Annotated in this window: 13 protein-coding genes; 7 read left to right on the top strand and 6 right to left on the bottom strand. The window is 70.0% G+C overall.

Annotation, left to right across the window (positions count from 1 at the left end):
- Nucleotides 1–134: 134 nt before the first annotated feature.
- On the bottom strand, nucleotides 135–2,111 hold the full coding sequence (locus PH203_RS36425) for a DUF1996 domain-containing protein (RefSeq protein ID WP_289925900.1): 1,977 nt from the start codon (nucleotides 2,109–2,111) through the stop codon (nucleotides 135–137).
- Between the two features lie 206 nt (nucleotides 2,112–2,317).
- A complete protein-coding gene (locus PH203_RS36420; RefSeq protein WP_289925756.1) occupies nucleotides 2,318–2,740 on the bottom strand; it encodes a VOC family protein in 423 nt (140 codons plus the stop codon).
- A 98-nt stretch (nucleotides 2,741–2,838) separates the two neighbouring features.
- Here PH203_RS36420 and PH203_RS36415 point away from each other — a divergent pair, with 98 nt between their 5' ends.
- On the top strand, nucleotides 2,839–3,849 hold the full coding sequence (locus PH203_RS36415) for a WYL domain-containing protein (RefSeq protein WP_289925754.1): 1,011 nt from the start codon (nucleotides 2,839–2,841) through the stop codon (nucleotides 3,847–3,849).
- Nucleotides 3,850–3,888: 39 nt separating this feature from the next.
- Here PH203_RS36415 and PH203_RS36410 read toward each other — a convergent pair whose 3' ends face one another.
- Nucleotides 3,889–5,013, bottom strand: a complete 1,125-nt coding sequence (locus tag PH203_RS36410) for an FAD-dependent oxidoreductase (RefSeq protein WP_289925752.1) — start codon at nucleotides 5,011–5,013, stop codon at nucleotides 3,889–3,891.
- A 153-nt stretch (nucleotides 5,014–5,166) separates the two neighbouring features.
- Here PH203_RS36410 and PH203_RS36405 point away from each other — a divergent pair, with 153 nt between their 5' ends.
- Together PH203_RS36405 and PH203_RS36400 are read left to right on the top strand one after the other, a co-directional pair.
- Nucleotides 5,167–6,339, top strand: a complete 1,173-nt coding sequence (locus tag PH203_RS36405; RefSeq protein WP_289925749.1) for a hypothetical protein — start codon at nucleotides 5,167–5,169, stop codon at nucleotides 6,337–6,339.
- Nucleotides 6,340–6,559: 220 nt separating this feature from the next.
- Complete coding sequence (locus PH203_RS36400; protein ID WP_289925747.1) at nucleotides 6,560–7,039, top strand: DUF1877 domain-containing protein; 480 nt, start codon at nucleotides 6,560–6,562, stop codon at nucleotides 7,037–7,039.
- Here PH203_RS36400 and PH203_RS36395 read toward each other — a convergent pair.
- A complete protein-coding gene (locus tag PH203_RS36395; RefSeq protein ID WP_289925746.1) occupies nucleotides 7,014–7,586 on the bottom strand; it encodes a transcriptional regulator in 573 nt (190 codons plus the stop codon). The two genes, PH203_RS36400 and PH203_RS36395, sit on opposite strands and share 26 nt — an antisense overlap.
- A 655-nt stretch (nucleotides 7,587–8,241) precedes the next feature.
- Between PH203_RS36395 and PH203_RS36390 the strand changes: the two genes are divergently transcribed.
- Genes PH203_RS36390 through PH203_RS36380 form a run of 3 tightly spaced genes read left to right on the top strand, consistent with a single transcriptional unit; the run spans nucleotide 8,242 to nucleotide 11,257 of the window.
- The gene (locus tag PH203_RS36390; protein ID WP_289925744.1) at nucleotides 8,242–9,339 is read left to right on the top strand and encodes a bifunctional DNA primase/polymerase; all 1,098 of its coding nucleotides are present in this window, start codon (nucleotides 8,242–8,244) and stop codon (nucleotides 9,337–9,339) included.
- Nucleotides 9,336–10,859: a phage/plasmid primase, P4 family gene (locus PH203_RS36385; protein WP_289925743.1), complete on the top strand. Its 1,524-nt coding sequence runs from the start codon at nucleotides 9,336–9,338 to the stop codon at nucleotides 10,857–10,859. Before PH203_RS36390 ends, PH203_RS36385 begins: the two co-directional genes overlap by 4 nt.
- Nucleotides 10,856–11,257 carry a DUF6009 family protein gene (locus PH203_RS36380; protein ID WP_289925741.1) on the top strand — a complete coding sequence of 134 codons (402 nt, stop codon included), beginning with the start codon at nucleotides 10,856–10,858 and terminating at the stop codon, nucleotides 11,255–11,257. The genes PH203_RS36385 and PH203_RS36380 overlap by 4 nt, the downstream gene beginning before the upstream one ends.
- Nucleotides 11,258–11,592: 335 nt before the next feature.
- Here PH203_RS36380 and PH203_RS36375 read toward each other — a convergent pair whose 3' ends face one another.
- Together PH203_RS36375 and PH203_RS36370 are read right to left on the bottom strand one after the other, a co-directional pair.
- Nucleotides 11,593–12,240 carry a ScbR family autoregulator-binding transcription factor gene (locus PH203_RS36375; RefSeq protein ID WP_289925740.1) on the bottom strand — a complete coding sequence of 216 codons (648 nt, stop codon included), beginning with the start codon at nucleotides 12,238–12,240 and terminating at the stop codon, nucleotides 11,593–11,595.
- A gap of 290 nt (nucleotides 12,241–12,530) precedes the next feature.
- Nucleotides 12,531–13,232: an HAD family phosphatase gene (locus PH203_RS36370; RefSeq protein ID WP_289925739.1), complete on the bottom strand. Its 702-nt coding sequence runs from the start codon at nucleotides 13,230–13,232 to the stop codon at nucleotides 12,531–12,533.
- A gap of 206 nt (nucleotides 13,233–13,438) precedes the next feature.
- Between PH203_RS36370 and PH203_RS36365 the strand changes: the two genes are divergently transcribed.
- Nucleotides 13,439–14,203 carry an SDR family oxidoreductase gene (locus PH203_RS36365; RefSeq protein WP_289925738.1) on the top strand — a complete coding sequence of 255 codons (765 nt, stop codon included), beginning with the start codon at nucleotides 13,439–13,441 and terminating at the stop codon, nucleotides 14,201–14,203.
- The last annotated feature ends 4 nt before the right edge of the window (nucleotides 14,204–14,207 follow it).

Below are 14,207 nucleotides of genomic sequence, written 5' to 3'. Positions count from 1 at the left end.
GGCGGCGCCGAGCGCCTCGGGCAGGGGCCGCGCGGGGTGCGGGAACGACTGCGGGGCCGGCTGACAGACCAAGCTGTTTCAGCCAACCCCGCTGATCCCCACCGACGCGGACCTCAAGGGCCCGCGGGATCACGTCACATGTAACGGCGCCGGGTGCGACGCAGCAGAACGAACCCGGAGACGAGCAGGACCGCTCCGGCCGCGGCCGGCCACAACTGGGTGCCGGTCTCCGCGAGGCTGCCCCCGCCGCCCTGCGGTGCCGTCCCGTCACCGGCCGGCGGCTGCGCCACGACACCACCGGTCGAACCACCGCTGTCCGACGCGGCCTGTGTGCTGTCGTCCCGGGGGTACGACGTGGCCTCGGGGGACTGCACGGCGGGCCGCTGGGTGGCCGAGGGCGAGGTGTACGTCCTGGGCTCGTCCTCGGCGGGCGCGGTGCTCTCGTCGGCGGTCGGTTCGTCGGCGGTGGGTTCACCGGCCGTGGGTTCACCGGCGGTCGGCGTCGGCTCGTCCTGCGGCTGGCCGCCGGACCCGCCGCCGTCCCCGGAACCGGAACCGTCACCGGGCTCCTGGCCGGACCCGCCGTCCGAGCCGTTGCCGTCTCCTTCGTCCCCACCGTTGCCGTTGCCGGGGCCGGGATCGTCGTTCTCGTCCGCGCCCGCGCCGCACCGACGGCCGTCGTTGATGCAGCCGACCATCTCGTTCATCAGGTTCTCGTCGAAGACGTTGATGAAGTCGCCGTGGTCGGTCACGGGCTTGTGCAGCTGCTCCGGGAACGCGTCCACGGCGAAGAGCGGCGCTGTGCGGCCGCCGTCCTGCAGGCTCGGCGCGTCGACGTCGTAGACGATGCGCTGCACCAGCTGCGGGATGGCCTGGAAGCCGGCCGCGCAGGCGCCGTCGGCCTGCGCGAACGCCACATGGGTACGGTGGTTGGCGCTGTCGATGTTGCGACCGTCCCAGCAGCTCTGGAACTTGAAGGTGCGGACCACGTCACTGCCCTGGGGGCACAGCGGGTACTTGTCCTTCAACTGGCGGTCCTCGAACCCGGTGCAGCTCCAGGACGCGTTGGCGTTGGCGGTGCCGTTGACGAACGCCTTGGCGTCGCCGGTGATGATGCGCAGCAGCCGCGGCATGGCCGTGACCTTGCTGTTCGGGTTGCCGACGAAGGTGAGAGTGACTTCCTTGGGCGTGACGATCTCGCCCGCGTTGCCCTCGATGCCGCCGCCGGGGGAGTTCGCGTCCTGCTCCTGGGTGCCGTTCTGCAGACGCAGTACGGGCCAGTAGTAGGAGGACTTGTCGCCCTGGTCGACGCAACTGGTGCCGGCGTTCGCCAGTTCGTTGTCGTCGGCGAAGGCGTTGTTGGCCTGGTTGCCGATGTAGTCGTGGAAGTGGTGGGCGCCGTTGGACACACCCGGGGCCACGATCACGTTGTCCGAGTTGAACAGCCCGCCCGCGTTCACGCCGCAACTGGTGACGAACGTGCCGCGCGAGGCGTCGGCCCCGGGGGCAGGTGCTTGTGCGGCGGCCGGAGCGGTGGTGATGTCGGCGTAGTCGGCGGCGACGGGACCGTTGCCGGACTGGCCCCCGTTGCCCTGCTGCTGGCCGTCCTGCCCCTGGTCGCCCTGCTGCTGGTCGCCCTGCTGCTGGTCGTCCTGGTTCTGGCCGTCCTGGGCCCCGTCGCCCTGACCGTCGCCCTGGTCGTCGCCCTGCGCCCCGGCCTGGTCCTCCGACTCCTGGATCGTGCACGCCGCCATGGCGTCGAGGCCGTCGGGCCGCGCACCGGCGCGTTCAAGAGCGGCGGCGATGCGTCCGATCGTCGCGGTGCGGTCCTCCGCGAGGGGATCCATCACCCCGCTCTCGGCGGCCTCACGGCTCTGCACCGACGGGTCCTGCAACTTCTGATAGGCGGCGGCGGTCTGCTGGTCGAGCACCGCGAGTTCCGCGTCGACCTCCGTCCTCGCCTCGTCAGGGACGCTGGTCAGCGCGTCACCCACATCCGGGCAGGCCACCGTGCCCGCTCCCCAACTGGCCGAGAACGGCTGGTTGATGCCGCCGCCCTCGGTCGCCGAGGCGTACACGTTCACGGCCACCAGTCCACCACCGCCCAGCATCAGGGCCACGGCGGCAATGGTCGCCCGCCGTGCGCCTGTTGGGCGTTTGCGCTTGCTGCGTCCCACGGAAGTACTCCTGCGCGTGTCGTCCGTCCGAGCATGGATATCCCCCCGGCCCCATACGGACGCGGACCCGCATCTGTTCAACCGCCCCGAAAATTCACAGTGACCTCATACGGCGCCGAGGTGCGTCCGCCGGACGTGGATCAGCCGTTGTACGGGGCGGCCACGTCCAGGACCCAGGTCACCCCGAAGCGGTCGGTGAGCATCCCGTACAGCGGAGCCCACGGCGACGGCGCCAGGGGCTGCACCACCGTCGAACCCTCCGCCAGCCTCTGCCACAGGGCGCTGATCTCGTCCGTGTCGTCACCGCGCACGGAGACGAAGAACGGGTTGCTGCCCTGATCCCACGGCAGCTCGGAGGGCACGTCGTAGGCCATGACATGGAAGCCGTTGTCGCCGGCCACCTCGCCCCACACCACCCAGTCCGCCTCGCTGCCGCCGCGCACATCGCCCATCTCCTGGTAGGTGACGGCGACGACGCGCCCGCCGAAGACGGACCGGTAGTGATCCAGCGCCGCCCTCGCGTCGCCCCGGAAGTTCAGGTGGGTGGTGGTCGTGACGGACATGTTCTTCTCCTCGCACACGGTTCGCAGCGGATCTTCAGACGTACCGTTCCACGAGTAGCGGACAGGATCGGTCCTGTACCGCCGCCAGAATGACGGGCATGCAGAAGACGTCCGCGCGGCTGCTCACCCTGCTCTCGCTGCTCCAGACACACCGCGACTGGTCGGGCGACGACCTCGCCGAGCGCCTCGGCATCACCCCGCGCACGGTCCGCCGCGACATCGACCGCCTACGGGAACTGGGCTACCCGGTCCTCGCGTTCAAGGGCCCCTCCGGCGGCTACCGCCTCGCTGCCGGCTCACAACTGCCCCCACTGCTGTTCGACGACGACCAGGCCGTCGCCCTGGCCCTCGCCCTGCAGTCCGCCGCAGCCGACACCACGATCGGCGAGGACGCCGCACGCGCCCTGGCCACCGTCCGCCAGGTCATGCCGCCCCGGCTGCGCCGGCGCATCGACACCCTGCAGGTCACCGCCGTCCCGCCACCCGGCAGCGGCAACGCCTCCCCGGCCGGTACACCACTCCTCACGGAGCTGAGCCGCGTCATCCACGCGCGCGAGGAACTCCGTTTCGACTACCCGTACGACACCACGCGCCCCGCCGAGCCCGAGCGACCCCGCCGGTCACAGCCCCACCACCTCGTCACCCGGTACGGCCACTGGTACCTGATCGCCTGGGACCTCGACCGCGACGCCTGGCGCACCTTCCGCGCCGACCGCATCCGCCCCCGGACACCCACCGGGCCACGCTTCACCCCGCGCCGCCTCCCCGGCGACGACGTGGCCGCGTTCCTCACCGGCCGCTTCCGCGGAACCGACGGCTCCAGCACCGACTGGCCCTGCCGCGGCGAAGTCCTCCTGAACCTCCCCGCGCAGGCCGTCGCCCCCTTCGCCCAGGACGGGATCGTCGAAGAGTTCGGCCCCGACCGCTGCCGCCTCTCCCTCGGTTCCTGGTCCTGGGCCGGCCTGGCCGCCACGCTCACCCGCTTCGACACCGACATCGAAGTCGTCGGACCGCCGCAACTGACCGATGCGTTCGCCGAACTGGCGGTGCGCTGCGCCGAGGCCGCAGGCACGACACGGGGACAAGGAAACCGAGGGGCGGGATCGTGAGGCCGCCGTGCGACCGTCGTACGCCGAAGACCTCGGCTCTCACACGGGGAACCGCTCCGGGCGGAAGTCCGCGAGCAACTCGTCCCTCTTCCCGCTGAGGATCTCCGCGGCGAGCAGCCGGCCGAGCACCGGTCCGAGCGTGATGCCGCTGTGGGAAACGGCCTCGAAGTAGCCGGGCACGGACGGCACCGCCCCTACCGAGGGGAATCCGTCGGCCGGGATGGGCCGGTGGGACACCCGTGTCCGTGCGACGCGGGCGTCACCGAGCACGGGAACGGCGTGCCGCGCCGAGTCGTGGAGCAGGCGGGCGAGCCGGGCCGGCTCCTCGCCGGTGTCGATGAGCGCGTCGATCTCGCGGCTGTGCAGGACCACCGAACCCTCTCCGTCGGGACGGATCTCGATGTGCGGCGCGTGCATGGCCCGGTGAACCGGGACCTGGGCGCAGGCGAGCCGGGTGACGACGCCGGGTTCGCGGAGCATCGGCAGATCCCGTGCGACGAGCCCGGCGACCTGAGAGGCAGCGGGGCCCGCCGCGTTCACGACGACGTCGACGTCGAGACGGCTTCCGTCGGACAGAGCGACGGTCCGGACGCTCCCGTCGCCGCCGGTACCGATGTCACGGACCGCGGTACCGGACCGGAGCTCGGCCCCGGACGCGACGGCCCGGTCCACCAGACGGCCGACGAGCCGGCGTCCGTGCACCCAGGCCTCGTCGGGGTAGAACAGGACGGGAGTCTCGTCAGGCATCGCGAGAGCGGGTTCGAGACGGCGGCGCACCTCAGCCCCCGTGCACACCTCGACCCGGTAACCCCAGTCGAGCAGCAGCTCGGCGGTCTCCAGGTTCTTCGCGTGCGTCACGGGGTCGTCCGCCCAGCGCAGATGGCCGCCGGGATGCCACCACGAGTCCGCTCCGATGATCCCGGCGAGCTCCCGGTGTGCCGCCATGCCCGCGACGTTGAGATCGAAGTAGGACCTGCGCACGGTCTTGTTGCCGGCGTTGACCCAGGAGAAGGACCAGTCGGTGACACCTTCGCCCGGCCGCCCCGCGTCGACGAACACCACCCGGGCGCCGTGCCGGCAGAGGTGCCATCCGGCACTCGCGCCGAGGATGCCCACACCGATGACGGCGACACGCACCGGCCGATTCCCGGACCCGATCGTCACGCGGGCCTCCTTCCCGGATCACGGGTGAACTTCCGGGTGTAGCACGCAAGGATGCGGAGCGGATAGCCCGCGCGGCTGCGAACGTCCCATCAGATATGTCAAAGTAAATAACATGACCCAGCGCTTCGGCGACGCCCGGGAAAGGAGCAACAGGTGCCTCAGCACACGTACAGGACGCCCGCGGTCAGACAGTTGGCCGAGGCGGTGGCCCGTGTCGCACCGCGTGATCCCGGCCGCTGGCCGGAGCGCGAGGCCGTGGGCGGGCCGGGCGGGCTGCCAGGGAAGGTCTCCGCGGCCCGGGCCCGCCAGCTGTGGATGGTCGTCGGCATGTGGGACCGGGCCGCGGACGGCGGGAAACTGCCGGCCCGGTCGACCCGCTCGGCCTCCCAGCTCTTCACACCGAAGGCGCTGCGGGCCTTCTGGGAGCTCGCGCAGGCCGGAGAACTGCGGGCATTGCAGCAGGAGCAGGGCAGGGGCGTGGAGCTGCCTCCCGCGACGCTGCGGATCGTACGTGACTGTCTGAGGATCATGGCGACGCTCGCCGCGCCGGAGGGCAGGGCGGAGTGGCTGCCCACCGTGTCGCAGCCGGAGCCCAAGTCGACCGTCCGCCCCGAGTCGTTGGGCACGCTGTACCGACGGCTGGCGGACATGGCCGGGACGGGCCCGTACGAGCGTGACGGCACGACCCTGTCCTTCGAGGACCGCACCCGGCTCCTGGCGATGGTCTCGATCGTCCTGGACGCCGCACCGCGCTCCGGCGAACTGGCGGCGCTGCACCTGACCGATCTCGCGCCCGGGGAGCGGGCGGTGGCCATCCGCCGCAAGCAGCAGAAGGCGCCGCCGAACCGTGCCGAGGAGATAGCGGCTCTGGCCGAGGTCTACCCGTCATCGGTGCGCGCGGTCCTGTGGGGCCGCAGGGACCAGGTCTCGGAGGCCACCTACCAGCGGATCCTCGCGGCACAGCGCGAGTTGACCCCCGCACCGGAGATCGAGTGGTACCCGCTCGGGCAGGGCACGCGAGTGGCGGTACGCCGCTGGCTGAAGGTCCGCGAAGAACTGCTGGAGTCGGTGCCCCTCACCGGCGGCCGCTCGGGCCTGTGGGTCACGCTGGTCCCCACCAAGGCGGGCCCACCGGGCATCACCCTGCGCCCCCAGGGCCTCACCCAGGCCTTCGCCCGCGGGATGACGGCCCTCAACTGGATCATGGCCGGCCTGCCGGGCTGGGAACCGATGCCGGTACGGATGGAACAACTGCGCAGAGCGGTGGAGGCGGAGCCCATGGAGACCCCTCCGGAACCAGTTCGCACAGCAAATAACATGACCTAGCGGGTGGGCCGAACCCCTCTCATCCCCCTCCCTCACCTCCTCACCTTCACCGCGCGCGGTCTGCTCCGCAGACCCGACGCGCCGTCGCTACGCGACGGACAGCCCCACGCGCTCCGCGCGCCCACCCACCGGCGGCTCCGCCGCCTTGCTCCGGTTTCGGACAACTCCGTTGTCCTAGGGTGTCAGGTACACCTCCGCACACCGTCGCGATAATCCGGTCATGGCCGTCACCCAGCAACTCGCCCGCGTACCGGCGGAGTACCTCGTAGCCTGCCGAACGTCCGCCGAAGCACCGTCCGACGCGGACCCTCGCTGGGATCCGCCGTCGGCGGACGTCCTGGACCTGGACTGGGCACCGGCCCTGCTGGAACGGGTCTGCGAGCTGGCGGATCTCGACGCGACACACCTCGACGCGCTGCGTCGGGCCACGGACGGCGACCCGGCGGGCGACACCGCGATCGACGTCGGCTTCCTCGATGTACCCCCGTACGACATCGCGCCCTTCGGACCGCCGCCCAGGGCGCTTTCCGCGCAGCAGGCGGCCCGCGTCGCGGAGCTGCTGGGAGAGATCGACCTGCCCGCGGTCCTGGCCGGCCTGCCGTCCGACGACGCCGAGGCCGGGCAGGTGATCGGTCACGGGGCGGAGAAGATCGTCGGCCCGACGCGGGGAGGGGTCAGGCGGCGAAGCCGATGTTGGTGACGTACTCGTACTGGCCCCACTGGGAGCCGAGGTCCACGATCTGGTCGACCCAGGCGTCGTCGAGGGCCTGGAGGTCGTCGAGGGACCAGGCTTCGACGATGCGGTCCCAGTGACGGACGTTGAGGGTGCGGAACTCCACCATGCGCTGGCGGGGCCGGGGGACCTGCGACTGGTTGAGGGGGTGGATCTCGACCCGGGTGCCGCGGCCCTCACGGTTGAGGCGGGCCAGGAGATAGCGGGCCGTGTTGTGGCGGCGGACGGTGCGGTAGGCCTGCTCGATGCGGTCCAGGTTCTTCTTCGAGGGGCTGCGCTTGCCGTCCAGCCAGGCCTTCAGGGTGCGATCGGTGACCGTCAGGCCCGCGGCGCGCGCGGCCGCGCGGGCGTGGTCGGTGCGGGTGAGGTAGTGCAGTCGGGCCAGCAGACCACGGCGGGCGGTGACCGGGGTGGCGACATAGCCGGCCAGGGCGTCCAGCCGGCGGGCGACGGCCTCGTGGCCCTTGATGCCACGGGCACCGTACATGCCGAACTCATGGGTGCGATCCGGCACTTCGTTTCCTCCCTGGCCCTGGGTGGAGGCGGGTCTGGTGTCCTGCTGAGAGATCAGTATGGGGCAGGGGCACGGAAAGTTCCGCCTGCGGATCAGGGGTGTCAGCGACCGAAGCGACTGACGGCCCGACAGGACGAGCGGGCTGCAGGTTCGCTGCAGAGCCGCTTGAGCTGCCCGAGCCGCTTCATCCGTCCGGACTGCCCGCCGGGGCGCCTTCAGTCGCTGTCGGCGGTGGCTCCGCTGCGGATGAAGCGACCGAGGAGCAGCGACCGGAGATCATTTCCGTCGCTGTCCCGCATCGGTGAGAAGTGCCAGGTCAGGCGGGTGCCCCTGGTCGGGCAGCGACTGAAGCGACTCAAGGTCCAGGTTTATGAGGACAGTGGTGGGCGTGCGAGGGTGCGCGCGGGCGTCATATATGGGGAAGTTGAGTCGCTTCAGTCGCTGATCTCCGGCGGCCGCCTCGCTGACCTGGGGTTTCTTCGAGACCGTAGAGCGCCGACCGGGCGCCGACGGTCGCTGGGCGTCTCACGGGGACGGTCTTCAGCCATGTGGCGGCGACTCGAATCTTTGTTTCCCCATGAGGCTCTCGTCCCCCACACGCTTCGCTACGCTGTTTCGGTCGCTCAGTCGCTTCGGTCGCTGTTGGGGGGTGCGCATGGCCTCTGAGCTGCAGAACTCGCTTGTCCGCTCGATGCTTTCCGCTCCCGTCGCCGGGTCGCTGGCCATCGCCCGGTGGTGTGCGAGCCGGGGCTGGCCGGTCCATCCGCTGACGCCGGGGCGCAAGACTCCAGCCGGGAACTGCGCGTCCTGCCGGCAGCCCGGGCACAGTCGTCAGGGCTGCGGCTGCACGGCCACCGGCCGCTGGTGTCACGGGTTCCACGCCGCCACCCTGGACTTCGCCCGGATCGAGCAGTGGTGGGGCGGCAACCCGGACCTCGGGGTCGGAATCGCCTGCGGTCCCGCGGGGCTGGTGGTCGTGGACATCGACGCACACGAACGGGAACTGCCCGGGAGGGACCGGCTGTTACCCGGGATCGGTATCTCCGACGGGGTGGACCTGACCGGTCTGGCCAACGGCTTCCACACGATCGGTGTGCTGGCCGCCCTGCGGGGCGTCGTGGGGCCCGCCGATGACGAAACGACACTGCGCGTACGCACCCCTTCCGGTGGACTGCACGTCTGGTACCGGGCCCATGAGGGACATCGCTGGCAGTGCTCCACCGGGTCCGGCGGCCGCGCCCTGGCATGGCAGGTCGACGTACGGGCGCACGGCGGGTACATCGTCGCCCCCGGCACCGTGACCGAGGCCGGGGTGTACCGGGCGGTCGGGGCGGTGCGGGAGCCCGCTCCGCTGCCCGGGTGGCTGGCGCGGGAGCTGGAGCGCACCGGGCATCTGCCGCCCGCCCATGTGCCGGCTCCGCGGCCGGTGCCGCCCCGGGCCAGGCAGGCCGTGCTCGCCGCGGGCGGAGGCGGGGGTGCCGTGCAGCGGGTGCTGGGTGCCCTGCTCGCGGAGGTGGCCGACTGTGCCGCCGTGTCCGAAGGGGCCGCGTTCTCGGAGAAGTTGAACCGCGCCGCCTACACCGCGGGAGGGCTTGTGGCCGGTGGGCGGCTCACCGTTGACGAGGCCGAGCGGGCCCTGCGGGCCGCGGCCGAGCATGCCCGGCCGGGGCAGGAGCGGCGTTGTACGGGCATCATCCGCAGCGGGCTGAATGCGGGTCTGCTGCGGCCGTTGTCGCTGGGAGGGCGTGCATGACGTCCCGTCAGGACGACGTCCTCTTCGACGCCCAGGCCGTCGCCGCACAGATCCTCGCCCAGCCCGCGGCGCATCCCGCTCGGCCCGTGCCGCATCCCGGCCAGGGCGGAGAGCTGCCCGTCGGGGCGGGGGAGGCCACGGCGGACGGGCTGCTGCCCGACACGCTCAGCGACCGGGGCAACGCCAAACTGTTCGTGCAGCTGTACTCCAACGACTACCGGCATGTGCCGGGGCTCGGCTGGTTCCGCTGGGACAGCACCCGCTGGCAGGTCGACGAGGACGACACGGTGATGTGGGCCGCCGGTGACCTGGCGGAGTCCCTGGCCACGAGCGATCCGCGCGGCCTGTACAGCGCTTCCGCGCTGCAGCAGCATCGCCGCCGGGCGCTGAGCACCGGTGGCATGAACGCGATGCTCACCCAGGCCCGGTCCGCGCCCGGCATGGTCCTCAATGCGGCCCGCCTGGACGCCGACCCGTACGCGCTGTGCACCCCGGCCGGCATCGTCGACCTGCGCACCGGACTGATCCGCACCCCCGACCCGGACAAGGACTTCCACTCCCGCTCCACCACCGCGGCCCCGCAGCCGATGCCCACGCCGCGCTGGGACCGGTTCCTCACCGACACCTTCGGCGACGGACCCGAGGGCGCGGAGATGATCGAGTTCCTGCGGCTGCTGCTCGGCTACTCCATCACCGGGGACGTCGGCGGGCAGGTCATGCCGTTCCTGTTCGGGTCCGGCAAGAACGGCAAGTCGGTGCTGCTGGACGTGCTGATGAAGCTGGTGGGCGACTACGCGGACGCGGCGCCCCCCGGCTTCCTGATGGCGCGTCCCTACGAGGGGCATCCGACCGACCTGGCCGAACTGCACGGCCGGCGGGTCATCGTGTGCAGCGAGGTCAAGCCCGGGGACCGGTTCGACGAGGCGCGGGTGAAGCTGCTGACCGGCGGTGACCGGATCAAGGCGCGCCGGATGCGTCAGGACTTCTTCAGCTTCGAACCCACCCACAAACTCTGGCTGTTGGGCAACCACCGGCCCGAAGTGGGCACCGGTGGCTTCGCGTTCTGGCGCCGGATGCGGCTGATCCCGTTCGAGCGGGTCGTCCCCGACGACCGGAAGATCGACAACCTGGCCGACATCCTGGTCACCGAGGAGGGCCCCGGCATCCTCAACTGGCTGATCACGGGCGCCCGTCGCTACCTCAGCGGCGAGAAGGACCTCACCGGGCCCGAACGCGTCCGGATCGCCACCACCGCCTACGCGGACACCGAGGACCACACCGGGCGTTTCCTCGGCGAGTCCTGCCGGCTCGACGCAGATCTGAGGGCGGAACAGGCACATCTGTACGCGGCCTACAAGGCGTGGTGCCAGAATGAGGGGGCCCCGGCCATCTCGTCACGTGCCTTCGCAGCCCGGGTCCGCGAAGTGGTGGGACTGGCCTCGCCCAAGGACATGATCCTGTCCAATCAGCGCAAGTACTATCCGGGCATCGGACTTGTCGCCGACGAGGAGACAGCATGAGCGCTCTCATCGCCGAGGACGAGCTCGTCCACGAGGCCGACTTCGTCTGGCTCGAGGACATGAGCGCGCTCGACTACGTACGCCAGAGCCTGGACCGGCTGCCGACCCGGCGCGGCAAACCCGCCTACCACCGCGACGGACGCATGGTCGGGTACGCCCTCCTCGGGCCGGGCGCGAAGCCCTCCCGTTCCTCGGGTACCTTCCGCCGCCGCGTGTTCTGGCTGCTGCCGCACGACCGCGACACCGACCCCGAGGGTCTGTACGAGACCGGGGCGCCGGCCGAGGCGGTCGATCCGCGGACGCTCGCGCCGGGCGTCAAGGGGTGCAAGACGGAGCGCTCGGAGGGCGGGCCGCCGTCGACGGCGATGCGGGAGCTGGGGATCACGCTGCCGCTGTAGGGGTGCTCCGCGGGACTGAAGGGTGCCGCGACCTTCCTTAAACCTTAAACAGCCCTGCTCCCTGCTTCGGGCTACGGGATGTGCGCAGAATCCAAGGGAAGTCGGGCGGTTCGGCTTGAGTGAGCACATCCGGTACTGCTCGCCCAGTTCTGCGGCGGCCGATGAGACCGTGCGCTTCACGACGCACACGGTGCTGATGGCGGTCCAGCCCATCAGCACGTTGGACCTGCGACGGCCGCTGTGGTTCGTATGCAGTTACGGGGGCGGTGTCAGCGGTCCTTCTGGCCGACGGCTGGTTCGTCGATCAACCGCTTCCGGAATCCTGCCCGGGAGGGTCAAGCCACTGTGGTGTCGAGGCGGTTCACTTCGCTGAGCACGCGGGCTCCGCGGTCAGGGGCCATGTCCAGCCGCAGTAGTACGGCGGGGGCCGCGATGGAGGGCATGAGATGGCTCATGAGGACCGAGATGCGGTGCTCCACGTCCACCAGGTTGGTTTCGAGATGCGCGTAGAGCTGCACCCCGTTGAACGCGCCAACGATCAGCTCGGCGATTTCGCGTGGGTCGACATGAGCCAGAGTCTCGCCGTTCCGGTGCGCCTCGGACAGCAGGCCGGTGAGCAGACTCACCCACAACGACCAGGCGCTTCCGTAGTATTCACGGCCGACGGGATCTGAGGAGAGGCGCGCCCCTGCTCGCAGGACGGCATCGACGGGCAGCCGGTGGGCCACCGTCATGGTGATGTCCACCACTTCTTGCAGCCTGGTCTCCTGGGGTGGGAGATGCTGGTCCGTCTGGAGCTCCAGGACCCCTTTGGCCAGCGCTTCCTTCGAGTCGAAGTGGAAGTACAGGGCGCCCTTTGTGACCCCTGCGGTCTTGAGGATGTCCGCTACCGTTGCCGCGACATACCCGTGTTCTGCGAAGACCTGTGCAGCTGCTTCCAGAACCGCACGACGAGTCCGGATTGCGCGTTCTTGTTGAGCCACCGGAGCTCTCCCTCAGCTAGCTGTCCCACCTGTATACAGCGATGGACCCTAAAAGAAACCGTCTAGCGGGTACCTTACCGCCTCTTTGCCCTTACAGCATGAGGGCTTGCGTGGACTTCGTGTGCCTTCCATGTGTGGAAACCTGGCGGGCAGGAGGCGGAAGTCGAATGAACTAGCAGGTCAGAGCCTTCTTGGAGGTTCTTGAACGGCCAACTTTTTTCAGGGGCGGCAGTGTCAGCCGAGGCCCGCAAACCGGCCTGATGGTCGGATTCAGCCTTCTGGGTCATCTCTCACGCATGCGCAACAAGGGACGAGTCCCGCCACGTCATGCCGTCGGCGGCCTCGGAGTCGAGGGTCCAGAGCAAGGTCTCGTCCATCTCGTCGAGGGACCGGACCAGGTGCCGTACGCCGGCCTCACGCATCAACTGTTCCTGGAAACTGTGCTCGTAGCTGCTCGGATGCCCGATGAACGCAGCCCCCAGGGCTCGTGCCGCCTCGGCCACGCGTGCCACGTCGTCGATGAACAGCACCTGGTCGCAGCGGAGTCCGAAAGCGTCCTCGGCGATCTCCCGTACTCCGGGACGGAAACGGTCGGTGCACACGTACTGCGGCTGGTCGAAGTAGTCGGCGTACACACCCAGATGGCGGTCGAAGTGCGGCCGCTCCAGCCCCCCGTAGCAGATCAGGGGTACGTCAAGGCTGCGAAGCCGCCGCAGCAGTCGGTCGGCGCCGTCGACGAGGCGCACCGGATGCTCGGCGAGGTACCGCTCCCGCTCCAGGAAGTAGGCTTCCACGACTTCCTGGGGGGACCCCGCGACGCCGATCGCTGCGGCGGCCTGGAGTCGGGGCTGTGACAGCACTGCACGCTCCAGCTCGGCTGTGTAGACACCGCCGTGGTTGACCACAAACCGGTGGATCACGGGGCTGAACGTGTCGTTGAGTAGCACTCCATCGATGTTGACCGCAATGAGACGCAGGTGGCGTAGGGCCATGGGGCTGCCTCCGGATCGGGCCGCACCGAACGTGCGGGCACACTGCTGAAAGGTGGAGCATGGCGCCGCAGCCATAATAAACCGGGTGCGCGGTATTTTTAAAGGGCCTTCTGGCCAACTCGTCGGACTGGCTCCCGCCGGGGTGAGGCGTGCGCAAGACTGCCACCCGGCAGTCGAACATGTGTATGCGCTGACGAGGGGGAAGCGTGGGAGATCTGGCCGGGAAGATCGCGCTGGTGACAGGTGGCGGGCGGGGAATCGGCCGAGGCATTGCCTGTCGCCTGGCCGCGGACGGAGCCCTCGTCGCCGTGCACTACAAAGAGCAGGAAGACGCAGCCCGCGAAACCGTGGGACTCATCACCGCGGAGGGGGGGCGCGCCTTTCCGGTGAGAGCCCCGCTGGGGGAGCCTGGCGACGTCCAGACTCTGTATGAACGTCTGGATCGCGGGCTGTGGGTACAGGGCGAGCCCGCGGCTCTGGACATCCTGGTCAACAACGCGGGGTTCAACATTCCCGCAGGGGTCGCCGACGTGCGGCCACAGGACTTCGACCGGCTCATGGCCGTTCATGCGAAGGCACCACTGTTTCTCATCCAGCATGGACTGAAGCGCTTGCGCGACGGAGGCCGCATCATCAACGTCAGTTCTGCGGCCACCCGCGTGGCCTTCCCCGAATCCGTCGCCTACTCCATGGTCAAAGCCGCACTGGAGGCCCTCACCCAGGCGCTTGCCAAGGAACTCGGCCCTCGTGAGGTCACCGTGAACGCTGTGGCGCCCGGGTTCGTGAAGACGGACATGAACAAGAAGCGGTGGGCCACGCGCGAAGGTGAGGCCACCCATGCGGCGTTCTCGGTGTTCCGTCGTATGGGCAGGCCCGCCGACGTCGCCGACGTCGTGGCGTTCCTCGCCTCGGACGACTCCCGCTGGGTGACGGGCCAGTGCATCGATGTGTCCGGAGGATCGTTTCTGTAGTCGG

This window comes from Streptomyces sp. S.PB5 (genome assembly GCF_030403745.1).
In the GTDB taxonomy this organism is placed as follows: Bacteria; Actinomycetota; Actinomycetes; order Streptomycetales; family Streptomycetaceae; genus Streptomyces.
This window is presented reverse-complemented; position numbering and strand designations above follow the sequence as displayed.

Bases quoted from the DNA above. Each gene is read 5' to 3' on its own strand.
- PH203_RS36370 (WP_289925739.1), bottom strand. From the start codon at position 13,232: ATGGCCCTACGCCACCTGCGTCTCATTGCGGTCAACATCGATGGAGTG.
- PH203_RS36390 (WP_289925744.1), top strand. From the start codon at position 8,242: ATGGCCTCTGAGCTGCAGAACTCGCTTGTCCGCTCGATGCTTTCCGCT.
- PH203_RS36380 (WP_289925741.1), top strand. From the start codon at position 10,856: ATGAGCGCTCTCATCGCCGAGGACGAGCTCGTCCACGAGGCCGACTTC.
- PH203_RS36385 (WP_289925743.1), top strand. From the start codon at position 9,336: ATGACGTCCCGTCAGGACGACGTCCTCTTCGACGCCCAGGCCGTCGCC.
- PH203_RS36400 (WP_289925747.1), top strand. From the start codon at position 6,560: ATGGCCGTCACCCAGCAACTCGCCCGCGTACCGGCGGAGTACCTCGTA.
- PH203_RS36425 (WP_289925900.1), bottom strand. From the start codon at position 2,111: ATGCTGGGCGGTGGTGGACTGGTGGCCGTGAACGTGTACGCCTCGGCG.
- PH203_RS36415 (WP_289925754.1), top strand. From the start codon at position 2,839: ATGCAGAAGACGTCCGCGCGGCTGCTCACCCTGCTCTCGCTGCTCCAG.
- PH203_RS36420 (WP_289925756.1), bottom strand. From the start codon at position 2,740: ATGTCCGTCACGACCACCACCCACCTGAACTTCCGGGGCGACGCGAGG.